At 40.4% G+C, this 26,849-nt stretch carries 26 protein-coding genes and 2 tRNA genes; 4 read left to right on the plus strand and 24 right to left on the minus strand.

Translation table 11 applies throughout. From position 1 onward, the window contains the following. Positions 1-251 precede the first annotated feature (251 nt). The 13 genes from SMIDD28_RS04715 to parE form a co-directional block, all read right to left on the minus strand. The gene (locus SMIDD28_RS04715; protein ID WP_001041547.1) at positions 252-446 is read right to left on the minus strand and encodes a DUF3272 domain-containing protein; all 195 of its coding nucleotides are present in this window, start codon (positions 444-446) and stop codon (positions 252-254) included. 27 nt (positions 447-473) lie between these two features. After that, the gene (gene dnaX / locus SMIDD28_RS04720; RefSeq protein ID WP_061425075.1) at positions 474-2,129 is read right to left on the minus strand and encodes a DNA polymerase III subunit gamma/tau; all 1,656 of its coding nucleotides are present in this window, start codon (positions 2,127-2,129) and stop codon (positions 474-476) included. Continuing rightward, entirely contained in the window at positions 2,129-2,626 is a 498-nt protein-coding gene (locus SMIDD28_RS04725) for a GAF domain-containing protein (protein ID WP_061425076.1), read from the minus strand. Before SMIDD28_RS04725 ends, dnaX begins: the two co-directional genes overlap by 1 nt. 86 nt (positions 2,627-2,712) lie before the next feature. After that, complete coding sequence (gene rpsA, locus SMIDD28_RS04730; RefSeq protein WP_001001631.1) at positions 2,713-3,915, minus strand: 30S ribosomal protein S1; 1,203 nt, start codon at positions 3,913-3,915, stop codon at positions 2,713-2,715. Positions 3,916-4,077: 162 nt separating this feature from the next. Continuing rightward, positions 4,078-4,149 (minus strand) — tRNA-Gln (locus SMIDD28_RS04735). Between the two features lie 9 nt (positions 4,150-4,158). After that, positions 4,159-4,239: transfer RNA gene (locus SMIDD28_RS04740), tRNA-Tyr, on the minus strand. Between the two features lie 49 nt (positions 4,240-4,288). After that, a complete protein-coding gene (locus SMIDD28_RS04745) occupies positions 4,289-4,519 on the minus strand; it encodes a DUF2969 domain-containing protein (RefSeq protein WP_000037113.1) in 231 nt (76 codons plus the stop codon). Positions 4,520-4,616: 97 nt separating this feature from the next. Further along, on the minus strand, positions 4,617-6,584 hold the full coding sequence (locus SMIDD28_RS04750; RefSeq protein ID WP_061425078.1) for a peptide ABC transporter substrate-binding protein: 1,968 nt from the start codon (positions 6,582-6,584) through the stop codon (positions 4,617-4,619). Positions 6,585-6,606: 22 nt separating this feature from the next. Continuing rightward, positions 6,607-7,629, minus strand: a complete 1,023-nt coding sequence (locus SMIDD28_RS04755; RefSeq protein ID WP_061425080.1) for a branched-chain amino acid aminotransferase — start codon at positions 7,627-7,629, stop codon at positions 6,607-6,609. Positions 7,630-7,763: 134 nt separating this feature from the next. Further along, a complete protein-coding gene (gene parC / locus SMIDD28_RS04760; protein ID WP_081103235.1) occupies positions 7,764-10,235 on the minus strand; it encodes a DNA topoisomerase IV subunit A in 2,472 nt (823 codons plus the stop codon). 373 nt (positions 10,236-10,608) lie between these two features. Next, a complete protein-coding gene (locus SMIDD28_RS04765) occupies positions 10,609-11,013 on the minus strand; it encodes a hypothetical protein (RefSeq protein ID WP_061425084.1) in 405 nt (134 codons plus the stop codon). A gap of 11 nt (positions 11,014-11,024) precedes the next feature. Next, complete coding sequence (locus tag SMIDD28_RS04770) at positions 11,025-11,537, minus strand: hypothetical protein (protein ID WP_155719314.1); 513 nt, start codon at positions 11,535-11,537, stop codon at positions 11,025-11,027. After that, complete coding sequence (gene parE, locus SMIDD28_RS04775) at positions 11,500-13,443, minus strand: DNA topoisomerase IV subunit B (protein WP_061425088.1); 1,944 nt, start codon at positions 13,441-13,443, stop codon at positions 11,500-11,502. The genes SMIDD28_RS04770 and parE overlap by 38 nt, the downstream gene beginning before the upstream one ends. 135 nt (positions 13,444-13,578) lie before the next feature. Here parE and plsY point away from each other — a divergent pair, with 135 nt between their 5' ends. Next, positions 13,579-14,220, plus strand: coding sequence for a glycerol-3-phosphate 1-O-acyltransferase PlsY (plsY, locus tag SMIDD28_RS04780; protein WP_000628800.1), 642 nt, complete (start codon positions 13,579-13,581; stop codon positions 14,218-14,220). A 38-nt stretch (positions 14,221-14,258) separates the two neighbouring features. On the opposite strand, the gene SMIDD28_RS04785 is transcribed toward plsY, so the two are convergent. From SMIDD28_RS04785 to SMIDD28_RS04825, 9 genes are all read right to left on the minus strand, one after another. Further along, complete coding sequence (locus SMIDD28_RS04785) at positions 14,259-15,215, minus strand: ABC transporter permease (protein WP_000029124.1); 957 nt, start codon at positions 15,213-15,215, stop codon at positions 14,259-14,261. 2 nt (positions 15,216-15,217) lie between these two features. Continuing rightward, on the minus strand, positions 15,218-16,276 hold the full coding sequence (locus SMIDD28_RS04790) for an ABC transporter permease (protein WP_023942990.1): 1,059 nt from the start codon (positions 16,274-16,276) through the stop codon (positions 15,218-15,220). Beyond that, positions 16,269-17,804 (minus strand): ABC transporter ATP-binding protein, encoded by a 1,536-nt coding sequence (locus tag SMIDD28_RS04795; protein ID WP_061425090.1) that lies wholly within the window; start codon positions 17,802-17,804, stop codon positions 16,269-16,271. The genes SMIDD28_RS04790 and SMIDD28_RS04795 overlap by 8 nt, the downstream gene beginning before the upstream one ends. Before the next feature lie 143 nt (positions 17,805-17,947). Then, positions 17,948-19,000 carry a BMP family lipoprotein gene (locus SMIDD28_RS04800; protein WP_061425092.1) on the minus strand — a complete coding sequence of 351 codons (1,053 nt, stop codon included), beginning with the start codon at positions 18,998-19,000 and terminating at the stop codon, positions 17,948-17,950. A gap of 89 nt (positions 19,001-19,089) precedes the next feature. Next, positions 19,090-19,479, minus strand: a complete 390-nt coding sequence (locus SMIDD28_RS04805) for a cytidine deaminase (RefSeq protein ID WP_061425094.1) — start codon at positions 19,477-19,479, stop codon at positions 19,090-19,092. Beyond that, positions 19,466-20,128 carry a deoxyribose-phosphate aldolase gene (deoC, locus tag SMIDD28_RS04810; protein ID WP_061425096.1) on the minus strand — a complete coding sequence of 221 codons (663 nt, stop codon included), beginning with the start codon at positions 20,126-20,128 and terminating at the stop codon, positions 19,466-19,468. The genes SMIDD28_RS04805 and deoC overlap by 14 nt, the downstream gene beginning before the upstream one ends. Before the next feature lie 19 nt (positions 20,129-20,147). Beyond that, positions 20,148-21,425: a pyrimidine-nucleoside phosphorylase gene (locus SMIDD28_RS04815; protein WP_061425098.1), complete on the minus strand. Its 1,278-nt coding sequence runs from the start codon at positions 21,423-21,425 to the stop codon at positions 20,148-20,150. Then, the gene (locus SMIDD28_RS04820) at positions 21,422-22,012 is read right to left on the minus strand and encodes a class I SAM-dependent methyltransferase (protein ID WP_081103217.1); all 591 of its coding nucleotides are present in this window, start codon (positions 22,010-22,012) and stop codon (positions 21,422-21,424) included. Before SMIDD28_RS04820 ends, SMIDD28_RS04815 begins: the two co-directional genes overlap by 4 nt. 210 nt (positions 22,013-22,222) lie before the next feature. Continuing rightward, a complete protein-coding gene (locus SMIDD28_RS04825) occupies positions 22,223-22,627 on the minus strand; it encodes a hypothetical protein (RefSeq protein ID WP_061425102.1) in 405 nt (134 codons plus the stop codon). A gap of 200 nt (positions 22,628-22,827) precedes the next feature. Between SMIDD28_RS04825 and coaA the strand changes: the two genes are divergently transcribed. The 3 genes from coaA to SMIDD28_RS04840 all read left to right on the plus strand — a co-directional run bounded on the left by coaA (position 22,828) and on the right by SMIDD28_RS04840 (position 24,617). Continuing rightward, positions 22,828-23,748 (plus strand): type I pantothenate kinase, encoded by a 921-nt coding sequence (coaA, locus tag SMIDD28_RS04830; protein ID WP_061425104.1) that lies wholly within the window; start codon positions 22,828-22,830, stop codon positions 23,746-23,748. Positions 23,749-23,815: 67 nt separating this feature from the next. Then, complete coding sequence (gene rpsT, locus SMIDD28_RS04835; RefSeq protein ID WP_001274000.1) at positions 23,816-24,052, plus strand: 30S ribosomal protein S20; 237 nt, start codon at positions 23,816-23,818, stop codon at positions 24,050-24,052. A gap of 52 nt (positions 24,053-24,104) precedes the next feature. After that, positions 24,105-24,617, plus strand: a complete 513-nt coding sequence (locus SMIDD28_RS04840) for a DNA topology modulation protein (protein WP_061425106.1) — start codon at positions 24,105-24,107, stop codon at positions 24,615-24,617. A 230-nt stretch (positions 24,618-24,847) separates the two neighbouring features. Here SMIDD28_RS04840 and SMIDD28_RS04845 read toward each other — a convergent pair whose 3' ends face one another. Together SMIDD28_RS04845 and deoD are read right to left on the minus strand one after the other, a co-directional pair. After that, complete coding sequence (locus SMIDD28_RS04845) at positions 24,848-25,579, minus strand: NAD-dependent protein deacylase (RefSeq protein ID WP_061425108.1); 732 nt, start codon at positions 25,577-25,579, stop codon at positions 24,848-24,850. A gap of 229 nt (positions 25,580-25,808) precedes the next feature. Continuing rightward, positions 25,809-26,519: a purine-nucleoside phosphorylase gene (gene deoD, locus SMIDD28_RS04850; RefSeq protein WP_061425110.1), complete on the minus strand. Its 711-nt coding sequence runs from the start codon at positions 26,517-26,519 to the stop codon at positions 25,809-25,811. Positions 26,520-26,849 lie beyond the last annotated feature (330 nt).

Here is a 26,849-nt window from a genome sequence, read left to right on the forward strand (position 1 = left end):
TTTTTCAAGGCCTTTACAGTTCTTACTGGAAACATACTAGTTGTCTCTAGAAAATACGGTAATACTCAATGAAAATCAGAGAGCAAACTAGGAAGCTAGCCGCAGGTTGCTCAAAGTACCGCTTTGAGGTTGCAGATAAAGCTGACGTAGTTTGAAGAGATTTTCGAAGAGTATAAAAGGTCTATAAATATACTTTTCTAGTATAACAAAAAAAAGCCTAAAAGGCTTTGATTTTGTCTGGAAGCTGAGGGCTAGTCTTTCCTATTAAAATGCTGATCGATGACATCAACGATTTTGCCCATCACATAACTGACTCGGAAATTTCTAAAGAGCAAAATGGCCCAAAAGGCTGCCATAATATAGCGGCCAGTCATCCAGGCTTCATTGAAAAAATAGGTCTCAGCAGCTGTAAACAGCGCCATAATAATAAATTGTTGTTTATTCATAAACTTATTGTATCATGAAATCTTTCTTTAGTCTTCCTCTACCTTCACTTTATTAGCCAAAAATTCAAAACCTTCTGGAATCAGACTTTCTTCTGCTTCTTTTTCAGCTTGAGAAGATTTAGCTTTGGCTGAAAAGGCTGCGCGAACTTCTTTCCATTCTTCCATGGAAATAGCTAAAATCTCAGGTGAAAAACCTGCTGCCTGACTGAGGATATTGCCAAACATGGTGTTGAGATTGTCCCGTTTCATGGTTTGACCAGCATTAAAGTTAGACTCAAAAGCAAGAATAGCATGGTGTTCATTGGCGGCAACCGGTTGAGAACCAACCAGCAAAGCCTTGTCAGGACCACCTAGACTTTCAATTACCTCTCCCCAGGCATTCTGCAAGCGAATCAGATTTTGACGTGCTAAATCAGGATTTTCGACAGCCTCTTGTAAGATAGATTGAACTTTATTGCGATCCACACGATAGACTGTTTTGCCTGCCGCTGGACGACTAGGGGCTGGATTTGTTGGCTTAGCTACGGTTCCCACATTGGCGAGTTCTTGTTTGAGACGGGCAACTTCCTGTCTCAGCGTAGCAATTTCACTTTCAACCGCCCCTGAAAGAGCTGGTTCAGGCTTAATCTCCGCTAAACGAATGGTCATCATTTCAGCATAGATTTTAGGCTGCAAACTAGACTTAATATCTGCTAAACTCACTGTCGCCAAGCGAATCATTTCAAACAGCTTTTCCTGCGAAATAGCCAGATTATCTACAAAGACTGGACTATGGTGAGTGTTTTCTCCTCCTGTTTGAACAATTAACAAATCTCTTAAATAGTGCAAAAGATCCGTCACAAAACGGGTCATGCTCTTACCATTATCAAAGAGAAGATTTAAGCAAGACAAGGCCTTGGGAACATCCTGTTGAGACAAGGCAGCCACATAATCATCCAAGGCTGATAGGCTAATGGTGCCAGTAATTTCTTCAGAGATGGCAGTCGTCAATTCATTTCCCTGTGTCAAACTCAGGGCTTGATCCAAAATAGACAAGGCGTCCCGCATTCCACCTTCCGCCCGTCTGGCAATGATCTCCACAGCCTCTGGTTCAGAACTAATATTTTCTTTTTCTAAGATATAGTGGATATGTTCCTTAATATCCTGTGTCTTAATTGATTTAAATTCAAAACGTTGCACACGGGATAGAATAGTCGCAGGAATCTTGTGCAATTCAGTAGTGGCCAAAATAAAGACTACATTCTGTGTTGGCTCTTCCAGCGTCTTTAGGAGGGCATTAAAAGCCCCTGTAGACAGCATGTGAACCTCATCTATGATATAAACCTTATAACGAGCAAGGCTAGGCGCATAGGTAGATTTATCGCGAATTTCACGGATTTCATCCACCCCATTATTAGAGGCTGCATCCATTTCAATGACATCTTCTAAACTACCGTCCGTCACTGCTTGACAAATATAGCAGTTATTGCAAGGTTCGCCACCCACTTGATTGGGACAGTTCATAGCTTTGGCAAAAATCTTAGCCACACTGGTTTTTCCCGTTCCACGAGGACCAGAAAAAAGATAAGCGTGACTTATTTTTTCTTGTTTCACTGCTTGTTTAAGAGTCTTAGCCACAACTTCCTGTCCAACCAACTGAGAGAAGTTTTGACTTCTATATTTTCGATAAAGTGCTTGATACATTAGGCTTTCTCCCCAAACATTGTAAAGTCCCATTCTGTCTTTTCAAGCAAAATAGCGACAAATTGTTCCAAATAATCTCGATCCATAGCATCATAATCATCAATCTCTGAAGAATCCAGATCCAGAACTCCAAGTAATTGACCATTCTTTACCATCGGCACCACAATTTCACTTTTAGCTCGACTATCACAAGAAATATAGTTGGGATAAGTTGTTACATCACCAACCAGAACAGTTTCCTGAAAATAGGCTGCCTCACCACAAACACCCTTACCCAGTGCAATACGGATGCAGGAAACACCTCCTTGGAAGGGACCTAAAACCAATTCCTTTCCATCGAACAAATAAAAGCCTGCAAATACGGTATTAGGAAAATGTGATTTTATGAGAGCACTGGCGTTGGAAAGATTAGCCAAAACATTAGTTTCACCTTCCAATAGGAAGGACAATTCTTCATTTAACATTTGATAACGTGATTGTTTTTCTGATTTTAACATAGAACTATTATATCAAAAAAAGGAGCAGAGACAAAAGAAAAATCCCTTGTTTAGTAAACAAAGGATTTTGTGAATTTTCAATTTGATTAAAGTTCGATATCACCGAACAAGTCAGCCATTGAGAATCCTGTTTGTGTTTCTGGAAGTTCAAAATCACGTTTTTCTTGACGTTTTGGACGACGTGGACGAGCAGCACGTTTTTCTTCTTTTTGTCCTTCTTCTTGAGCTGGACGCTCTTCAAGAGCTTTAATAGAAAGTGATACGCGCTCTGCATCTGCGTTAACTTCAAGAACTTTAACTTGAACTTCTTGACCAACTTTAAGAGCTTCTTTTGGATTTTCAATACGTTTGTGTGAAATTTGTGATACGTGAACAAGTCCATCGATACCTGGCAATACTTCAACAAATGCACCGAAGTCAGTCAAACGTTTAACTGTTCCTTCTACTACATCACCTTTAGCCAATTTTTGCTCAACGCCATCCCATGGTCCAGGTGTTGTTGCTTTAAGTGAAAGTGATACACGTCCTTCTTCTTCGTTAAGATCAAGGATTTTCACTTCAATTTCTTCACCAACAGTTACAACTGATTTTGGTGATACGTTACGTTCATGTGACAATTCAGTCAAGTGAACCAATCCGTCAACACCACCAAGGTCGATGAAAGCACCGAAGCTTGTGATACGTGCAACTTTACCAGTTACAACATCACCAACAGCCAATTTACCGAATACTTCAGCGCGAGCTGCTGCTGTAGCTGCTTCAACAACTTCACGACGTGAAAGGATGAAGCGGTTTTCTTTAGCATCAACTTCTTTGATTTTAGCGTCAAATTCTTGACCTACAAAACGCTCAGTGTTACGTACGAAACGAGTATCCAACATTGAAGCTGGGATAAATCCACGAACACCTTCAAATTCTACTGAAAGTCCACCTTTAACGGCACGAGTTCCTTTAACAGTAACAACTTCTTCTTCGCGACCAACAAGTTTGTCCCATGCTTTGCGAGCTTCAAGGCGTTTTTTAGATACAAGGTATGTAACTGTATCAGTATCTTTACCAACTACTTGACGAAGTACAAGAACATCCAATACTTCTCCTACTTTAACAAAGTCATTGATATCTGCATCGCGATCGTTTGTCAATTCGCGAAGAGTCAAGACACCTTCAACACCAGTTCCAGAGATTGCAACGTTAGCTTGAGTCGCATCAACTGTCAATACTTCAGCACTAACAACATCACCAGTCTCAACTTGGCTAACGCTATTTAGCAAATCTTCAAATTCGTTCATCTAAAAAATCCTCCAACAATCAAGTTTTTTCTTAAACTTGACATACTTATAATTTTTTTCCTAAGCACCCGCAAGGACATGTTCATATCGTTCACGTCTTTCAATTATAAAAATAAAATACCCTAAGATATTTTTCTTTTTATCTTGATCATTACCTAAGAACTGGGGTAGCTGGATTCGAACCAACGCATGAGGGAGTCAAAGTCCCTTGCCTTACCGCTTGGCTATACCCCATTGATGAAATGGAGAGAGAGGGATTCGAACCCCCGAACCCGAAGGAGCGGATTTACAGTCCGCCGCGTTTAGCCTCTTCGCTATCTCTCCTACAATCAATATGGACTATTATATCATGAAAATTTCAAAAAAACAAGACTTATTTTGCTAAATTATAATTTTCAATCAAAATTTCCACAGCTTTTTCCAATTTTTTATAAAAACTATCGACATTCCCATTCTTTATGATGGCAAATTGTCCGTCTAATTCGGCAATTTCTCCGATAACTTTTTTACCAATGGTCAAGGTATAGCCTTCAAAACTGTCTTTTCCTACATTAACTTTAGCATCTGCTACTTGAATTTCAATTTTTTTATCTTTCTTACTCATTTCATACCTCTCTTCACTTTTTCTATTTTACAAGAAAATCCAAAAACTAGCAAGAAAAAACTCTATATCAGGCTTGTCTAATATAGAGTTTTCTGCGTTATTTAATGTGTTTTTCTAGTTCTTTTTGGTACTTACCGTTTGATTCCAATTTTTCTTTTTGCCATTTTTTCAGTGCTTCTTCATATTCTTTCGTTGTAACGATATCTTTTTGCAATTTCATTCCTTTAAAGATATATGGGTCACCCTTAATACCAACTTGTGAGTACGGTTTTGAGAATGGCACGACATTACTTACAACTGGAGAACCACCAGATGAGGCTGTCGGCATCAATAATGAACTATCTGTCAACCAAGCTTGAGCCTTGGCATATTTTTCATAGCGCTCTTCAAGATTCGTAGTTTCTGAATCGGCATCATCCAATAATTTCTTATACTGGTCCAAACCAATCTTAGCTACGACATCCTTGTCTTTTCCTTTAGTGATACCTAGGTGTTTCATAGCAGAACCTGATTTAGGATCCATGATAGTTAAATAAGATGCTGGGTCTTGATAACTTGGAGCCCATCCTGTACTATTCAAATCATAGTCTTTTTGGGAAGGAACACGCGCTTGTGAAGTGATTGTTTCCTTTTCATTATCTGTCATTTGAAGAACGTCGATGACAACATTTTCAGCACCAAGAGTTGATTCGATTGACTGTTTGAAAGAGTTGCTTTGTTGAACGGCGATGGTATCTGTTTGTTCAACTGGAACATCCAAGTGAATTGGGAAGGTCACACCTTTAGATTCCAAGTCTTTCTTAGCTTTTTCAAATGCTGCTTTAGCCTTGTCAGGATTGTAGATAGAGTCCTTACCGTCAACTAGCTCAACACCTTTCCATTGGTCACCGTAGTTCACCAACTCTGCTTGAGCAATTTGACCAAAGTTCTTACCACTTGCTTGCACAAAGTTGTCAGGAACGAGGCTGTTACGAATAATCTTGTCCGCCCCATCTTCACCATTTAACTGAGCAGCATAAGAATGGCGGTTAAAGGCAAAGTTGATAGCCTGACGGAAATCCTTATTGAGCATCGCTTCTTTTGTAGAAGTCTTTTGCTCCTCACTTGTTTTCGCAGTTTTATTGTATGACTGACGATTTACGTTAAAGGTGAAGTAATAACTACTTGAGTCCTGTGGGCTATAAGTAATTTTATCTCCGTATTGTTCCAAAGTTGAAGCAAAGTTTGAGCTACTTGGAAAGAGACGGGCCGTCGTATAGGCACCTGAAGAGAAGCTACGAATCAACGATTCCTGATCAGAACCATCGTAGTAGGTCAATTTAATCTTCTCGATTTTTACCTTTTCTTTATCCCAGTAGTTTGGATTTTTCTCGTATTCGATTAACGATTTAGAAGTCAAGGTCTTCAAGATATAAGGACCATTGTAAAGAATCCCTGCTGGAGTAACTGCTCCATAATCTTTACCTGATGCCTTCAAAAACTCTTCATTTACAGGCAACATCGTCGCTGTTGTCACTTTAGAGTTCCAGAAACTTTCTGGTTTGTTTAGGGTATATTCAACTGTATAATCGTCCAAGGCCTTAACACCAACTGTGGAGAAATCGTTCGTCTCACCAGTCATGTAGGCATCCAAACCCTTGATTGAATTTTGGATGAGAGAGACACCATCTGACTTACCGTCAGCTACGTGTTTCAATCCTGTTACAAAGTCATGGGCTGTTACTTCTGCATATTCTTCACCCTCAGAAGTGTACCATTTAACCCCTTTACGAAGTTTGTAGGTATAAGTCAAACCATCTTTTGACACAGACCAATCCTCAGCCAAGGAAGGAATAACATTTCCGTACTGGTCGTTTTCCATCAAGCCATCAACCACGTTCCCGATGACATCTGTTGTAGATGTCCGAGTCGCTATACTATAGTCCAAAGATGCTGGATCTACTGCATAGACATATGAAAATGTTGTCGGTGCATCTGCTTCTTTATCAGCTTTTCCACAAGCCACTAAAAGAGCTGTTGTGCTCAGGACCACTCCTGCTGTTAAGAGCCACTTTTTCGATTTCATCAAAAATCTCCTTTTGTTTGTTTTAATCTACTTTTACAATCCAACCTTCTGGCGCTTCAATATCACCAAACTGAATACCTGTCAATTCATCATAGAGTTTACGAGTCACAGGGCCAACTTCTGTTTCACTATAGAATACATGGAAATCATCACCGTGCTGAATTCCACCAATTGGCGAAATAACTGCTGCTGTACCACAGGCACCTGCCTCTACAAAACGGTCAAGGTTATCAATTGGAACATCTCCCTCAATAGGAGTCAAGCCCAAGCGGTGTTCTGCCAAATAAAGCAAAGAATACTTAGTAATAGATGGCAAGATAGATGGACTCAATGGTGTTACAAACTCATTGTCAGCTGTAATTCCAAAGAAGTTAGCTGAACCGACTTCTTCAATCTTTGTATGAGTTGAAGGGTCTAGGTAGATAACATCTGAGAAATGACGTGATTTCGCCAATTTCCCTGGCAAGAGACTGGCAGCATAGTTCCCACCAACCTTAGCTGCACCTGTACCATTTGGAGCGGCACGGTCGTATTCATCCTGAATCAAGAAGTTGGTTGGAACCAAACCACCCTTAAAGTAATTTCCAACTGGCATAGCAAAGATGGTGAAAATATACTCTTCTGCTGGTTTAACCCCGATAATATCTCCAACACCAATCAAAAGTGGACGAAGATAAAGGGTTCCACCTGTTCCATATGGTGGTACGTATTCTTCATTCGCGCGGACAACTGCCTTACAAGCTTCTACAAACATGTCTGTCGGAACTTGTGGCATCAAGAGACGATCACAAGTACGTTGCAGGCGTTTAGCATTTTCGTCAGGACGGAAAAGTTGAACACTACCATCCTTAGTACGATAGGCTTTCAAACCTTCAAATGCTTGTTGGCCATAGTGAAGACTTGGAGAAGACTCTGAAATATGCAAAGTTGCATCCTCTGTAAGCTCTCCTTGATTCCATTGTCCATTTTTAAAATGAGCAATATAGCGATAAGGTAATTTCATATAGGAAAAACCAAGGTTTTCCCAATCAATCATTACTGTCATATTCCACTCCTTATTCTAAAAACTTATTTCTTTTATTCTACACTATTTTTCTAAAATAGCAAGTATATTTTGTAATTTTCAGAAAATTTCTTCAATAAAAAGAACCAGCTCTTAGAACTGATTCTTCATTTTACTTATTTAGCTTCAGTAAATACTTCTTTAAGATAAGCCTCAAAAACTTCTTCATCAGAAATCGTGTCAGAGATGAAGCTACCATTGCTGGTTCGTTCTGACAAGTTCAAGTCTTGCAATCGGATTTCATAGATTGTTCCTTTGTTGGATTGAACAAGCAGAGTTTGGTCGTTCTCTTCCACTTCTGTACTAAAGAGGTCACCAACGAAGCCTTGTTCTACAACTGCTCCTGCTAAGAAGACACGATGCGGTTTGTTTTTCAACTCGCGCAAGACTTGTAGTCCGCGTTTGGCACGGCTGGTTGCCGGAATTTCGTCAATAGAAACACGTTTCAAGCTTCCACGCTGAGTCAAGATGTAGAAGGACGAGGTATTACAGATAAAGGCCGATTGGAGGACATCATCTTCTTTCAGGTTCATAGCCTTGACACCTGCAGCCTTAGCACCGACAACTGGAACCTCTTCGATATTGAAACGAAGGGCATAACCATTTTGGCTAATCAAAAGAACATCATCCAGTTTAATCGGAGCCACTGCTACAATCTGGTCTGTCTCGTCTTTGAGCTTAGCATACTTGACAGACTTAGACTTGTAGGTCCGCCATGGAGAGAATTCTTTGCGTTCTACACGCTTGATTTGACCGAGACGAGTCGCTGCAAAGTAGGTTGTCGCATCATCAAACTGATCTACCACTTCTACGTAAAGTACTTCTTCATTCGTTTCAAAGTTTGTAATGGTCTGGCTCAGATGCTCTCCGATATCCTTCCAGCGAATATCTGCCAATTCATGGATTGATCGATAGATGACATTTCCAAGACTTGTGAACATCAAGAGGTGCTGGGTTGTCTTGGCAGATTGAACAAAAATCAAACGGTCGTCATCACGTTTGCCAATTTCTTCCAAGGTAGAAGCTGCAAAGGAACGTGGGCTGGTACGCTTGATGTAACCTGCCTTGGTCACGCTGACGTAGGTATCTTCCTCGGCGATAAGGCTAGCTGTATCAATCTCAATTGCTTTCGCAGTGTCTTCTAAAGAACTCAAACGTGGAGTCGCAAATTTCTTCTTGACCTCACGAAGCTCTTTCTTCATGAGATTGTACATGGTCCGTTCATCACCGATAATAGCCGCAAGCATAGCAATCTTTTCACGAAGTTCTGCTTCTTCTTCCTGCAAGACAACCACATCGGTATTGGTCAAACGGTACAGTTGCAAGGTTACGATAGCCTCAGACTGCTCTTCTGTAAAATCATAGCTGACCTTAAGGTTTTCCTTGGCGTCCGCCTTATTCTCAGAAGCACGGATAAGGGCAATGACTTCGTCCAAAATCGAAATCACGCGAATCAAACCTTCGACGATATGGAGACGTTTCTCAGCCTTTTCCTTGTCAAAGCGAGAACGCGCCAAAATCACTTCGCGACGGTGGGCGATGTAGCTAGACAAGATTGGAACGATCCCAACCTGACGAGGCGTGAAATTGTCAATCGCCACCATATTAAAGTTATAGTTGATTTGTAGGTCGGTGTACTTAAATAGGTAGTTGAGAACAAGCTCCGTATTGGCATCTTTTTTGAGCTCAATAGCGATACGAAGACCATCACGGTCAGACTCATCGCGAACCTCAGCAATACCAGCCACCTTATTATTGACACGAACATCATCGATTTTCTTGACTAGATTGGCCTTGTTGATTTCATAAGGAATCTCAGTGACAACGATTTGTTCCTTACCACCTTTTAGCTTTTCAATCTCAGTCTTGGAACGAACAACCACGCGCCCTTTCCCAGTTTCATAGGCCTTCTTGATTTCATCACGACCCTGGATAATCCCTCCAGTCGGGAAGTCTGGTCCAGGCAAGAATTCCATGAGTTTGTCCACCTTGGCAGTTGGATGATCAATCATGTAAACCGCCGCATCAATGACCTCAGCCAAATTATGGGGAGGAATATCTGTGGCATAACCAGCCGAAATACCAGTCGATCCATTTACCAAGAGATTTGGAAAGGCTGCTGGTAAGACAGTTGGCTCTTTCTCCGTGTCGTCAAAGTTCCAAGCAAAAGGAACGGACTTTTTCTCGATATCTTGAAGAAGATAGCCAGCAATCTCAGACAAACGCGCCTCCGTATAACGCATCGCCGCAGGCGGATCTCCGTCCATAGAACCGTTATTACCATGCATTTCAACTAGAATCTCACGATTTTTCCAGTCCTGTGACATACGAACCATGGCATCATAGATAGAACTGTCACCGTGTGGGTGGAAATTCCCCATGATATTCCCGACAGACTTAGCCGACTTACGGTAGCTCTTGTCAAAAGTATTGCCATCCTTATTCATCGAATAAAGAATACGACGTTGCACCGGCTTCAATCCATCACGAATATCTGGTAAAGCCCGGTCTTGAATAATATACTTGGAGTAGCGACCAAAGCGCTCTCCCATGATGTCCTCCAGGGACATGTTTTGAATGTTACTCATATAGGATACAGAGCCCATAAAATATCAAGTGAAAATAGAAAATTCTTGAAGTAAGCAAACTCACAAGAGAATTTATCTTTTTCACACATCATTTAGGGCATGTTCAACTCCTTTCAAAGAATGTAGAGTATGTGTAATGATAAAAGGATTAGTCCAATGTTCAGTTACCGTAAGTAACCAAACTATCCTTTCTGTAATTTAATATGTTGCTTCAGTTAATAAGAAATTTCACATAGCATTTAGGGCGTGTTCAACTCATTTAAAATGTTCACAAAGTAAATAAGTCAAATATTTACTATAATTGTCAACTTTGAAAATTTATATTCATACTCTTTTTTTCATTAAAGATTTTATTGTAGAAAATAATAAATAACTATAGACTCTTTGTAAGTCCCAATCCTATAGCACAAATAATTCCAAATGTTAAAAGTACTGGATCCCAATAAATAGCAATAACTACAATAAGAAGAATTATATGTATGAACATTCCTATATAATTTATTGGATCAATTGTTGACTTTTTCCACTTAAAATGAATTATGATAGAAAGCAATAGTATACATATTATTCCCAAAAATAATATAAATAAATAATCCTTAGATTTAAAAATCTCAAATGATTGCTCGATTAATCCCTTCTTTTGAGCTAGAATATTTTTTATAGTACTACTATTTTTAAAAATTATCACTTTAATACAACAAAAAAACGAATATGTAAATATTAAAATAAACTCAACACCCAAGCCAAACTTTCTTAAATAATTTAAAACATCTTCCATTAGTCTCTCCCTTAAAATTTAAATAATATGGCAATCAAAAATGTGATTAATCCCCAAATGAATGTCAATTTAGGAGCCATGGTAGATTCATCTTTAATTACCCACTCATAAACTATTAAAATCATATCACAAAGTAAATAGATCAAAAGATTAAATAAAATATAAGTAAAAAAAACTAAGAAATCATTAACTTGCTTATTACCCACAGAGATAAAATATGAAAAAAGAGTAAGAATAAAACATATAATTATTAAAATACTTATTATTTTCTGTTTTTTATTATTCGATAAGCCTACTTTCAAAAGAAATATTATTGCACTAAAAAATGTCACTAGAACTATAATATTTTCTAACAATGACAAATCTAATAAATTAGATTTATTATTAGTTATAGTAGTTATCCAAACTTTAATTAATCTAATAACATACAGTGTTATTAAACCACTCACAGGAACAGTAATCCATAAACGATTTTTATTTTTCATACTAAAACGCCCCACTCTCTTCCAGCGTAAACTTGACATTATCCTCAATCCACTTACGTCGTGGTTCGACCTTGTCGCCCATGAGGACATTGACGCGACGTTCGGCACGAGCTAGATCTTCAATGGTGACACGAATAAGGGTACGCGTTTCTGGGTTCATAGTTGTTTCCCAGAGCTGGTCCGCATTCATCTCTCCAAGCCCCTTGTAGCGTTGAAGTGTAGCACCTTTACCAAACTGTTTACGGAGTTCTTCTAGCTCTCCGTCCGTCCAAGCGTAGGCCACTTCTTCTTTCTTGCCTTTGCCTTTGGACATCTTGTAAAGAGGCGGAAGGGCGATATAAACATGTCCTGCCTCAACTAGCGGACGCATGTAACGGTAGAAAAATGTCAAGAGCAAGGTCTGGATATGGGCACCATCGGTGTCCGCATCGGTCATGATAATGATTTTGTCATAGTTGGCATCTTCAAGGGAGAAGTCTGCTCCCACACCTGCACCAATAGTATAAATCATGGTGTTAATTTCCTCATTTTTGAGGATATCCGCCATCTTAGCCTTGGCTGTATTGATAACCTTACCTCGAAGGGGCAAAATGGCCTGGAACTTACGGTCACGGCCTTGCTTGGCAGAGCCACCGGCAGAGTCCCCCTCAACCAGATAGAGTTCATTCTTAGCAGGATTCTTAGACTGGGCTGGGGTCAATTTTCCAGACAGCAAGCCCTTGTCTTTTTTATTTTTCTTACCATTTCGGCTCTCATCACGCGCCTTACGTGCCGCTTCACGAGCATCACGGGCCTTGATGGCTTTGCGAATAAGATTTGAAGCTAATTCCCCATTTTCCATAAGGAAAAAGGTCAACTTATCCGCCACAATGCCATCCACAACTGGACGAGCTAGAGGACTCCCAAGTTTATCCTTGGTCTGTCCCTCAAACTGGAGGTGTTCTTCAGGAACAAGGATAGAAAGAACGGCCGCTAGTCCCTCACGGTAGTCTGAACCTTCTAGGTTCTTATCTTTTTCCTTGAGGAGGCCTGCCTTACGCGCGTAGTCATTCATGACCTTGGTAATAGCGGACTTGAGTCCTGTCTCGTGCGTTCCACCGTCCTTGGTGCGAACGTTATTAACAAAGGACAAAATATTATCTGAAAATCCGTCATTGTACTGGAGGGCTACTTCCACTTGGAAACCGTTGTCTTCGCCTTCAAAGTAAAGAACTGGCGTCAAGGTTTCCTTGTCTTCGTTTAGATAAGAAACAAAGTCTTGTACCCCATTCTCATAGTGGAATTCAATCCCTTCATCTGTTCGCTTGTCCGTCAAAGACAAGGTCACATTTTTCAAGAGAAAGGCTGACTCATTGAGACGTTCTGAAATGGTATTATACTTGAAGTCTGTCGTAGAAAAGATACTGGCATCAGGCATAAATGTAACCTTGGTACCTGTTTTAGACTTGGGCGCTGTACCGATTTTCTTCAAAGTCGTAACAGGTTTGCCACCATTTTCAAAACGTTGCTTGTAAACTGCACCATCACGAGTGATTTCAACTTCTAGCCAGCTAGAAAGGGCGTTAACAACGGAAGAACCCACCCCGTGGAGACCACCAGATGTCTTGTAGCCACCCTGACCGAATTTCCCTCCGGCGTGAAGAATGGTAAAGATAACCTCAACTGTTGGGATTCCCATAGCGTGCATACCTGTCGGCATCCCACGACCATGGTCTTGTACAGTCAAACTCCCATCTTTATTGATGGTCACATCAATACGGTCACCAAATCCAGACAAGGCTTCATCGACAGCATTATCGACGATTTCCCAGACTAGGTGATGGAGACCTGCCCCATCAGTCGATCCAATATACATCCCTGGACGTTTACGGACCGCATCCAACCCTTCTAGCACCTGAATGGCATCATCATTATAATTGTTAATATTGATTTCCTTTTTTGACACAAGGAACCTCCTATTCGTTCATCTTTACTATTCTACAGGTTTTCTAAGGATTTTGCAAAATTTTTCTTTCTCCGGTGTGACAATTTCAGAAGAGATTCTCTGCCTTTCTTCTCCATTTCATGATATAATAGGAGTATGATTACAATAGTTTTATTAATCCTAGCCTATCTGCTGGGTTCGATTCCGTCTGGTCTCTGGATTGGACAAGTATTCTTTCAAATCAATCTGCGCGAGCATGGTTCTGGAAATACTGGAACAACCAATACCTTTCGCATTTTAGGTAAGAAAGCTGGTATGGCAACCTTTGTGATTGACTTTTTTAAAGGAACTCTAGCAACGCTTCTTCCGATTATGTTTCATCTGCAAGGCGTTTCTCCTCTCATCTTTGGACTTTTGGCTGTTATTGGCCACACCTTTCCTATCTTTGCAGGATTTAAGGGAGGCAAGGCTGTCGCAACTAGCGCTGGAGTGATTTTCGGATTTGCTCCTGTCTTCTGCCTCTACCTTGCGGTTATTTTCTTTGGAACCCTCTATCTAGGTAGTATGATTTCACTGTCTAGTGTCACAGCATCTATCGCGGCTGTTATCGGAGTTCTACTCTTTCCACTTTTTGGTTTTATCCTGAGTAACTATGACCCTCTCTTCATCGCTATTATCTTAGCACTCGCTAGCTTGATCATCATTCGCCATAAAGACAATATCACACGCATCAAAAATAAAACTGAAAATTTGGTCCCTTGGGGATTGAACTTGACCCACCAACATCCTAAAAAATAAAACGCCAGTTCTGAATGAACTGACGTTTTTTTGTATGCTTATTTTGATTTGATATAGTTGATACCATCTGCTTTTGGTGCAACTGCTTTTCCAAAGAAGGCTGCCAAGACAAGAATGGTCAAAACATAAGGTGCGATTTGAAGGTAAACCGCAGGTACTCCTTGTAGGAATGGCAATTGAGATCCGATAACAGCCAAACTTTGTGAAAGTCCAAAGAAGAGACTAGATAGCATGGCTCCGATTGGATTCCATTTTCCGAAGATCATCGCAGCAAGGGCAATAAATCCAGGTCCAACAATAGTTGTCACTGAGAAGTTGACTGAGATGGATTGAGCATAAATTGCTCCTCCAATTCCACCTAGGAAACCTGAAATAATAACCCCTAAATATCTCATTTTGTAGACATTGATTCCCAAGGTATCAGCTGCTTGAGGATGTTCACCGACAGAACGGAGACGAAGACCAAATCGAGTCTTGAAGAGGATAAACCAAGCAAGGAATGAGAAGGCAATGGCCAGATAACCAAGTAGACTAGTTGACTTGAAGAAGATATCACCAATCACTGGGATATTTGCCAAGACTGGGAAATCAAAGCGTCCAAAAGTCTGACTTAGGTTGTCGGTTTGTCCTTTGTTATAAAGAACTTTCACTAAGAAAACAGCTAAGGCTGGCGCCATTAAGTTCAATACCGTACCGCTGACAACATGGTCTGCACGGAAATGAACCGTCGCTGCTGCGTGGATGATGGAGAAGAGACCACCAACTAATCCTGCTACAAGCAAGGATAGCCATGGAGTTGCTGCTCCAAATTGTTCTGCAAATTCAAGGTTAAAGACAACTCCAGAAAAGGCACCCATAACCATAATTCCTTCAAGGCCGACGTTTACGACACCACCACGTTCAGAGAAAACACCACCGATACTTGTAAAGATGAGGGGCGCTGAGTAAATCAGCATAGAAGACACCAAGAGGGTGAGCAAGGTTGTAATAGACATCTTTACTTACCTCCTTTAACTTGTTTTTTCGGTTTGACAAAGCGTTCGATAAGGTAATGAACACTGACAAAGAAGATAATAGACGCTGTTACAATGCTGACAAGTTCAGATGGTACCTGCGCCGCATTCATACCTGGGGCTCCAACTTGGAGAACACCAAACAGGAAGGCTGCAAAGAGAATACCAATTGGTGAGTTGGCCGCAAGCAGACTAACCGCCATCCCGTTAAATCCGACAGCTAATGACGCCCCTTGAACATAGACGTTCTGGAAGGTTCCAAGTCCTTCAACAGCTCCACCAAGACCAGCCAAGGCACCTGAGATAATCATTGATAAGATAATAGTCCGTTTGGCAGAAATACCAGCATATTCTGAAGCATGTGGATTAAGACCAACCGCACGGATTTCAAAACCAAGGGTTGTTTTCTTGAGCATGAACCAAATGACTGCAACAGCAATGATGGCAAAGAAAATACCAATATTCATCCGCGAGTTACCAGTCAACTCAGCCAACCAAGGGGTCTGATAGGTTGCATTAGCCCCAACACGAATGGTTGAATCGGTACTTTGCATAAAGTCTTTAGGGAAAGCATGGATAAAGGCATTTCCTACATACAAAACGATGTAGTTCATCATGATGGTTACGATAACCTCTGACGTCCCTAGATAGGCCCTAAGAATACCTGGAATCGCTCCGACAATCCCACCAGCAATCAAGGCAATCACGATAGTTGCTAGAATCATCAAGGGACGGGGCATATCTGGATGCGACAAGGCAAACCAACCACTTAAAATCCAACCTGCCAAAGCCTGACCAGGAAGCCCGACGTTAAAGAAACCAGCTCGACTGGCAACGGCAAAACCAAGACCAATCAAGACCAGAGGCCCCATGGCACGAAAGATTTCCCCAATACCACGTAAGCTACCAAAGGCTGTATAGAACAATTCTTCGTAGCCCCAAATAGCATCATAACCGAAGATCCACATGACAATGGCTCCAAGTAAAATTCCTAGGAAGACAGAAATCAAGGGAACCGAAATTTGTTGTAATTTTTTAGACATCACTCTTCTCCTTTCCCAAGTTTCCACCAGCCATCAAGACACCAAGTTCTTGTTTATTGGTTGTTTCTGGTGATACAATACCTTGAATCTTACCATCGTGGATAACGGCAATACGGTCTGAGACGTTTAAAATCTCATCCAGTTCAAAGCTGACAACAAGGACAGCCTTACCATTATCACGCTCTTCAATCAAGCGCTTGTGGATATATTCAATGGCACCGACATCCAACCCACGAGTTGGCTGGCTGACGATAAGGAGATCAGGATCTCGATCAATTTCACGAGCAATAATTGCTTTTTGTTGATTTCCTCCTGAGAGTGCAGCTGCAGGCACAAATTCACTGGCAGCACGAACATCAAACTCTTCCATTAGCTTTTTAGCATAAGAAGTAATATTTGAATAGTTCAAAATTCCATTTTTACTATGTGGTTCTTTATAGTAGGTTTGAAGGGCAATATTTTCAGAGATCATCATTTCCAAAATCAAACCATCACGGTGACGGTCTTCTGGAACATGCCCAACACTTAGCTCTGCAATCTGACGTGGGTGCAAGCCTACAATTGAATCTCCTTTTAGCTCGATGCTTCCAGATTCAACCTTGCGAAGACCTGTAATGGCTTGAATCAGTTCAGACTGACCATTTCCATCAATCCCCGCAATCCCAACAATCTCTCCAGAACGAACATCCAAGGACAGATTTTTCACAGCTGGGACACCTCGGTTTTCATTGACCACCAAGTCTTTAATAGACAAGACCACTTCTTTTGGTTGAGAGGCTTGCTTCTCTGTTTTAAAGGAAACAGAACGTCCCACCATCATTTCTGCTAAATCAGCATTGGTAGCTCCTGCAATTTCGACAGTTTCAATTGATTTCCCACGACGGATAACTGTAACGCGGTCAGAAACTGCTCGAATCTCGTCCAACTTGTGGGTGATCAAGATAATTGATTTTCCTTCTTTGACAAGATTTTTCAAAATAGCCATCAACTCATCAATTTCTGATGGAGTCAAAACAGCCGTTGGTTCGTCAAAGATAAGGATATCAGCCCCCCGATAAAGGGTTTTTAAAATTTCTACACGTTGTTGGGCTCCAACTGAGATATCTGCTACCTTAGCAGAAGGATCAACAGCTAAGCCGTAACGTTCAGAAAGAGCCTTAATTTCTTTGCTAGCTCCAGCAATATCTAATACACCATTTTTAGTTAATTCACTTCCTAAAATGATATTTTCAGCCACTGTGAAAGCTTCTACCAACATAAAGTGCTGGTGAACCATTCCGATTCCCAAGCTAGCTGCTTTAGATGGGGAGTCGAGGTTAACAACTTGTCCGTTGACCGCAATTTCACCACTGGTTGGTTCAAGAAGCCCTGCTAACATGTTCATGAGCGTGGACTTTCCAGCCCCATTTTCTCCTAAAAGTGCATGAATTTCACCTTTTCGTAGGTGCAGGTTGATTTTGTCGTTGGCAACAAATTCACCAAACACCTTGGTGATATCACGCATCTCAATGACATTTTCGTGTGCCATGTGCTCTTCCTTTCAGAGTCTTATTTTATTTCAATAAAACTTGCTAGTTTCTCTAGTAGCAAGCTTTACTGAGACAAAATGACTTTGTCTCAACTCTTAAAAAAGCGGCCGAGGGCCGCTTCCTAAGAAATGACTTCCATCCATTATTTTTCAGGAACTTTTACGCTTCCATCAAGGATTTTAGCTTTTGCATCTTCAACAGCTTTTTTACCTTCTTCTGAAAGGTTTGTTACTGCCAAGTCAACCCCTTTATCTTTCAATGAGTAAACGATTACTTGACCGCCAGGGAATTCACCTTTTTCTGCCTTGTTAGAAATATCTTTTACAGTTGTACCAACTTGTTTCAAAGTAGATACAAGAACAAAGTTTGATTCTTTGCCATCTTTAGAAGTGTATTTACCTTCTGCTTCTTGGTCACGGTCAACACCGATAACCCAAACTTTTTCATTTTCAGGACGGCTTTCGTTGAGTGATTTTGCTTCTGCAAAGACACCAGCACCTGTACCACCAGCTACTTGGTAAACAATATCTGCACCAGCTGCGTATTGTGCAGCTGCAATTGTTTTACCTTTAGCGGCATCACCAAATGAACCAGCATAGTCAACTTGTACTTTGATAGATGGGTCTACTGAGGCAACACCAGCCTTGAATCCTGCTTCAAAACGAGAGATAACTTCTGACTCCATACCACCTACAAAACCAACTTGTTTTGTTTTAGTTGTTTTTGCTGCAGCCACACCTGCAAGGTAACCTGACTCATTATCAGCGAAAGTTACGCTAGCAACATTCTTTTGATCTTTAATAACATCATCAATCAAGACATAGTTCAAGTCAGTGTGTTCTTTAGCTGCTTCTTCAACCGCATTGTGAAGGGCAAAACCAACACCAAAGATTAGGTTGTAACTTCCAGCCGCTTGTTGCAAGTTGTTAGCATAGTCAGCTTCACTTGTTGATTGGAAGTAAGTGAAACCTTTATCTTTTGAAAGGTTGTGTTCTTTACCCCAAGCTTGCAAACCTTCCCAAGCTGATTGGTTGAATGATTTATCATCAACACCACCAGTATCAGTGACGATTGCTGCTTTTGTCTTCACATCAGAAGATGAAGCTGCGTTACGAGAAGAGCGGTTACCACATGCAGCAAGTCCAACTGCTGCCACTGCAACTAGACCAAGGCCTAGCCATTGTTTCTTGTTCATTACTGAACCTCCTAAATAAGATGTGCAACGATGTTGCAAGTATGGATTGGTTGGTCACAAGGACCGTGCCACTCAGAGAGCGACTCAGACTAGTTTAAGTCTGTAAAAGAGTATGGAAGTAACTCCCCGACCGTCATCTCGACCGTCGATTTATCTTTTGCGACTAAAGTCACTTTTAGATCTTGTTCAAAAAATTCAGCCATCACTTGGCGACAAGCACCACATGGTGAAATTGGTTTTTCAGTCTGTCCATAGACAATCAATTCTGAAAATTCTCTTTGACCTTCAGAAACTGCTTTAAAAATCGCTGTACGTTCTCCACAGTTGGTCAAAGAATAACTAGCATTCTCGATATTGACACCAGTATAAATACTACCATCTTTCGACACTAAAACAGCTCCGACTGGAAAATGAGAATAGGGCACATAGGCTTTCTTGCTGGTTTCAATTGCTAGTTCAATCAACTCAGTAGTCGCCATCTGCCAATTCTCCTTTTAGAATTGCTACCCCAGCTGACGTTCCGATACGGGTCGCACCTGCTTCCACAAAGGCAAGAGCATCTGCATAAGAACGAGCTCCACCAGCAGCCTTGACTCCCATATCAGGTCCAACTGTTTCACGCATTAATGTAACATCTGCTATCGTAGCGCCGCCAGTTGAAAAACCAGTAGATGTTTTAACAAAATCAGCTCCCGCTTTTTGGGCTAATTGGCAAGCCACAACTTTTTCTTTGTTTGTCAGCAGACACGCTTCAATAATGACTTTCACTAACTTGTCACCACTTGCTTCTACTACTGCGCGAATATCAGATTCAACCAAAGCTAAATTTCCTGATTTGAGAGCCCCAACATTGATCACCATATCAATCTCATCAGCCCCATTTTGGATAGCTTCTTTTGTTTCAAAAGATTTCACGACTGAAGTTGTTGCTCCCAAAGGGAAACCTACTACTGTGCAGACCTTAACATCTGTGCCTTCAAGCCCTTTCTTAGCATGTTCAACCCAGATCGGATTAACGCAAACACTGGCAAAATCATACTCTCTAGCTTCAGACAACAAACAATCAATTTGATTTTCTGTCGCATCTTGTTTTAAAAGCGTATGATCGATATATTTATTTAATTTCATATTCGGATTCTCCTGCGGTTTATGAGATAATTTCTATAATTTCTCGTAAACTTTGCACCCTATCATTTATTTTAACATATTTTTGAAAATCTGTAACTAGCTGAGGAGAAATTTTTCCATTTGTGTATACTTTTGCAACAATTTCTCCCTTTTGAACAGAGTCTCCAACCTTCTTTTCAAAAACAATTCCTGTTTCATAGTCCAAGGTATCAGACTTAACTGCACGACCTGCCCCCAGTCTCATAGCATAGAGGCCAAATTCCATAGCTGGGAGAGCTGAAATGACACCTGTTTCCTGAGCAGGGATTTCCACCACATGGGCTACATTTACAGGACGATAGAGGTCTTCCAAGTCTCCACCTTGGGCTTGGACCATCTCCTCAAACTTAGCCAGTGCCTTACCATTTTCAAGATGTTGGCGGACTTCTTCAACTGTCTTGTTTACATTTGCTAAACCAAGCATAATTTGAGCCAATTCACAGATGAAGTGGGTAATATCCTGACGACCTTGCCCTTGTAAAATCTCCAGTGCTTCAAGAATTTCGAGGCGATTTCCAATTGCTCTTCCCAAGGGTTGGCTCATATCTGTAATCACAGCTACCGTCTTCCGACCAACCGCCTTACCAAGTTCTACCATGGTTTGAGCCAATTCACGCGCCTCATCAACCGTCTTCATGAAGGCACCCTCACCGACAGTCACGTCTAGCAAAATAGCATCCGCCCCTGCCGCGATTTTCTTGCTCATCACCGAACTCGCAATCAAAGGAATTGTGTCAACAGTTGCGGTCACATCACGAAGGGCATAGAGAAGCTTATCTGCTTTGACCAGCTGGTCTGATTGCCCAATGACAGATACACCAATATCCTGAACCTGACGAATGAAATCTTCTTGACTACGCTCTACTTGATAGCCCTTAATGGACTCCAATTTATCAATTGTTCCACCCGTATGGCCGAGACCACGACCACTCATTTTCGCGACTGGAACTCCAAAACTCGCTACTAATGGAGCTAAAATCAAGGTCACCTTGTCACCAACACCCCCAGTAGAATGCTTGTCAACCTTAACCCCATCAATAGCTGATAAATCAAATTCTTGGCCTGTCTGAACCATTTTCATGGTCAAATCAGATATTTCTCGAGTCGTCATTCCTTTGAAATAAACAGCCATAGCAAAGGCAGACATCTGATAATCAGGAACAGTTCCTGACACATAGCCTTCAACTAGCCATTCGATTTCACTTGAAGTCAGTTCTTGACCATCACGTTTTTTTTGGATTAAATCAACTGCTCTCATTCTTTCACACTTCTAAGGATATAGTATCCCTTATCTTTTTTGACGATTTCACAATTACCAAACACATCTTCCATCTTGGACTTGGCACTTGGAGCCCCTTGTTTTTTCTGGATGACGATGGTCAAATCCCCACCAGTTTCCAAGAAATCTTTACTTTTCTCAATGATTTCATGAACCACTTGCTTGCCCGCACGGATAGGAGGATTAGAAATGACGTGGTCAAAATTCCCTTCAACTTGTTCATAGATGTTAGACTGGAAAATCGTCGCTTCTACTTTATTTTGTTCAGCATTTTGTCGCGCCAAATCCAAGGCACGATTATTGATATCAACCATGGTCGCCTGAACTCCATAAACCTTGACCAAGGACAAACCTAATGGACCATAACCACAGCCTACATCAAGGACTGTCTCTCCTTGGTTGACCTCCAGACACTTGAGCAATAGTTGACTTCCAAAGTCAACCATTTTCTTGCTAAAAACACCCGCATCCGTCAAAAAGGTCATTTTTTCTCCCAACAAGTCCACTCTCAACTCATGAATGTCGTGAGGAGCATCAGGATTTTCTGCATAATACATTTTACTCATGAAACTATTTTACCATAATTTGACTTAAATTGTAAATCGTTTACAAATTGATGACAAAATGAAAAAGACTGAAGAAAGCTAGTAAGTAAAACATTTTCTTCAATCTCTTTCAATTATTGGAAACGAATGACAACCCATTGGGAGCTATAAGGTACCACATTCAGGATAAAACAACAAATTTATCATCTATAATTAGGCTCATTTTTATGACTATTGCTTAACCTTCAAATACTTTATTATCAACAAAATTCCCAACAAGATGTTTAGATAAAAGCCCAACTGATACGTTTTTGTCAGGAATTCCAAACTTGTCCAAAGTCGTATCAAATCTTCTAGTGACATGCGGAAGAAATAACCCTCTGTAGCAATCCATAGAACTAAAAAGACATAACTTCCAGCAGCAAGCCATTTCGTCCACCGTTTTTTTAGGAAGAAAGCAATCAAGAGCGAACAGATAAAGACAGCTGTTACAATGGCATGTTCCATCAAAAAAGTAAAACCGTAATAGGTTTCCACAAAACGTCTACCATTATCCGCATTCGCTCCTTTTAAAAAAGGTAGTGCAAAACTTAAAATAAAACAGAGTTCCAATAAATAACTTTTTAAGATTTTCATGACACACCTCCTATAAGTTGTGAACCGAAAAGCGCCCTTTATAAGCTTATAAATCAGGAGAAGGTAGCTCCTACTTCATCAATAAATTGTTCAACCTCTATCTACCTCTATTATACGATATTGGCTTACTATCATCAAGAAACCGCTTTATTTTTTTATCTTTTTATGGTATGATAAACAAAATATCTAGGGGAAAACACATGACCAACGAATTTTTACATTTTGAAAAAATCAGTCGCCAGACTTGGCAATCTTTACATCGAAAAACAACACCTCCTTTGACAGAAGAGGAATTAGAATCCATCAAGAGTTTTAATGACCAGATTAGCTTGCAGGATGTTACCGATGTCTATCTACCCCTAGCCCATCTCATCCAGATTTACAAACGTACCAAGGATGATTTGGCCTTTTCAAAAGGAATTTTCCTCCAACGTGAAAGTAAAACCCAGCCTTTTATCATTGGGGTTTCTGGGAGTGTTGCCGTTGGAAAATCCACAACTAGTCGCCTACTTCAAATCCTGCTATCCCGTACGCTTACAGATGCTACGGTTGAGTTGGTAACAACTGACGGCTTTCTCTATCCCAACCAGACCCTGATTGAGCAAGGGATTCTAAATCGTAAGGGATTTCCTGAAAGCTATGATATGGAAGCTCTTCTCAACTTCCTGGATCACATCAAAAATGGACAAGATGTAGATATTCCTGTCTATTCTCATGAAGTCTACGACATCGTACCCGAGGAAAAGCAAAGCGTCAAAGCTGCTGATTTTGTCATTGTTGAGGGAATAAATGTCTTTCAAAATCCACAAAACGAGCGTCTCTACATTACTGACTTCTTTGACTTTTCCATCTATGTTGATGCTTCAGTTGATGACATCGAGAGTTGGTATCTGGACCGTTTCTTGAAAATGCTGAGCCTAGCCCAAAACGACCCTGATAGCTACTATTATCGTTTTACACAAATGCCGATTGGGGAAGTGGAATCCTTTGCCCATCAGGTCTGGACCAGTATCAATCTCACAAATCTACAAAATTATATTGAACCAACCAGAAATCGTGCAGAAGTGATTCTTCATAAAACAAAGAACCATGAAATCGATGAAATTTACTTAAAAAAATAATTTCCCCTTGTCAAAACGTAAGTTTTCAGATATAATGGTATAGTTAGTAAATATGGAGGTAAGAACATTGGCAAACATTAAATCAGCTATCAAACGCGCTGAATTGAACGTTAAACAAAACGAAAAGAACTCAGCTCAAAAATCAGCTATGCGTACTGCTATCAAAGCTTTCGAAGCAAACCCATCTGAAGAACTTTTCCGTGCTGCTAGCTCAGCTATCGATAAAGCAGAAACTAAAGGTTTGATTCACAAAAACAAAGCAAGCCGCGACAAAGCTCGTCTTTCAGCTAAACTTGCTAAATAAGAAACAGTCCATAGAGGCTGTTTTTTTGTCTCCAAATAGGAAAGGGTAGAAAATGAAAATCGCAATTATCGGATATTCTGGTGCTGGTAAGTCAACTCTAGCAGCAAAGTTATCTCTCTACTACTCCATCCCAAAACTTCATATGGACACACTCCAATTTCAACCTGGTTGGCAAGACAGTGACCGCGAATGGATGTTGACCGAGATGAAAAGCTTTCTCACCAAGCATGAAGATTGGGTCATTGATGGGAATTATTCTTGGTGCTATTACGAGGAAAGAATGCAGGAAGCTGACCAAATCATCTTTCTCAATTTTTCTCGCTGGAATTGTCTGCTACGAGCCTTTAAACGTTATCTCACATACCGAGGCAAGGTCAGAGAAAGTATGGCAGCTGGATGTGAAGAACAATTTAATTGGGAGTTTATCAGATGGATTCTCAGGGATGGTCGAACAAAAAATGCTAAGGATAGATACCAATATTTAAACAATACTTACCCAGAAAAGATGCATATTCTCCATTCTCAAGCAGAGATTGATTGTTTTTTGCGATCTTTAAAAAAGTAAACAATATAGTAGCATTTCATTAAAATCAGCATGTACTAATTGACTAAAAAAGGAAGTTTTTCATCCAGAAAGTCTTCCTTTTTTCCTTTTATTCAACAATTAAAAATAACTCGAGCAATTTATAAATCAACAATAAAATTCTCCTAGAAATGAAGAGAATCTTGTTCATAGTTTCTGAGTTCGTGATACAAGAAAACTGAAGGAAGTATAGTCCTACTTCTTTCAGTTTTTTATTGTCTCAATTTAGAAAAAACTTCTCCAATCTTACCTTCGATAACTAAATCAGCTTGGCTGTCTTGAGGAGTGCTGGATTTATTGATAACGACAAGATTTGACCCTGAAAAATAATTGATTAGGCTAGCTGCAGGGTAAACAACTAAGGAAGTTCCACCAATGATCAACAAATCTGCTTGCTGAATGACTCGAGTTGCGCGACTAAATACATTCATATCTAGCGCTTCCTCATAAAGGGTCACGTCAGGTTTGACCACCTTGCCACAATCTAAGCAGTAGGGAACTGGACCTTCAAGTTCCAAAAAGGCAGTCAAATCATAAAAGCGATGGCAGCCCAAACAATAATTACGATCTGCACTACCATGCAGTTTCAAAACTTTCTGAGATCCTGCCATTTCATGGAGACTATCGATATTTTGCGTCACAATCGCCTTTAATTTACCTGTTTTTTCCAACAACGCTAGATAATCATGTGCTAAATTCGGCTTGGCATCAGGATAGAGCAGATACTTTTTGTAGAAATCAAAAAAATCCTCTGGATAGCGCTCAAACATAGTGCGTGAAACCAGTTGCTCGGCAGTAAAATGGCGACCTAGTTTCAGACTATATATACCATCTGAACTACGAAAATCTGGAATATTAGACTCTGTAGAAACCCCTGCACCACCGAAAAAGACAATTCTCTGACTTTGATCAATAATACCTTGTAATTGTTCAATCTTATCCATTTTGTACTCCTAGGAATTTTCAAGTTAAAAAGTTGAAAGTCTTGACTTCTTGTCAACTTGGCTTCCAACTTTATTTGATTATGATTTAGATATTAAACTGACTAGTCTCGGTCCTTTGACACAATTAGGCTTTCTTCAATTTCCTTATTCTTACCTATTTCAGGATTGATTCATTGTTGATAGTTATCATTTTGAGAACAAGAGAAATCATTCTAAATATAGCCTACCTTTAGTCTGCGATCAATGTTTCCAAACCTACCTTCATCATATCAGTGAAGGTGTTTTGACGTTCTTCTGCAGTTGTATCTTCATCTGGATTAACCAAACTATCTGAAATAGTCATAATAGCTAAAGCATCAACATGCTGTTGGGCTGCCAGATAGTAAAGAGCCGCTGCTTCCATTTCCACAGCCTTGACTCCCCATTTACCAAGTTCGATGTTCTTTTCAAAGTAGTTTGAGTAAAAGACATCAGATGATAAAACGTTCCCAACGTGGGTTGTCATACCGAGTTCTTTGGCGATATGGTAGGCCTTATCCAGCAAATCAAAGCTAGCGATTTGTGGGAAATCGTACTGTGGCCAGTCATTACGGATGATATTTGAGTTGGTTGCAGCTGCCTGCGCCAAAACCAATTCACGAACGTGGACATCTTCATTCAAAGAACCCGCAGTCCCCACACGAATCAATTTTTTCACACCGTAGTCAACAATCAACTCACGCGCATAAATCGAAATCGATGGCATTCCCATCCCAGTTCCCATGACAGATACACGGTGACCCTTGTAAGTACCCGTGTAACCAAACATGTTACGCACTTCGTTAAAACAAACAGCATCTTCAAGGAAATTTTCCGCAATAAATTTAGCACGAAGAGGATCCCCAGGAAGAAGAATTTTATCAGCAATTTCACCCTGCTGAGCAGCAATATGGATAGACATAATTTATGATACAAAGAGCGACAAGAAAACGACTGAAAATTAGGAATCTGACGAGAAATCCTGATTTCTCAGTCAGATTATCTATTTTCCGAGTTTTCCGCTCGTGTTCAAATTAGAACACCTCACTCTACCTTTCTATAAGATACCAAGCCCGTAAAAAGCAAAGTGAAAATAGGGGATTGACGCAGCAAGTACTGGACTTGCAAGTCAATCAATCTTTTTCACACAGCTTTTAGGGCGGGGTCAATTAAATATTGTTTTGAAAGTCATGGCTAACCCGGGTTCAATTCAAACCCGAACTGCCCTACCTTTCTTGTTTTTAGTTTGTAA

The organism is Streptococcus mitis (genome assembly GCF_001579045.1).
Taxonomy (GTDB): Bacteria; Bacillota; Bacilli; order Lactobacillales; family Streptococcaceae; genus Streptococcus; species Streptococcus mitis_D.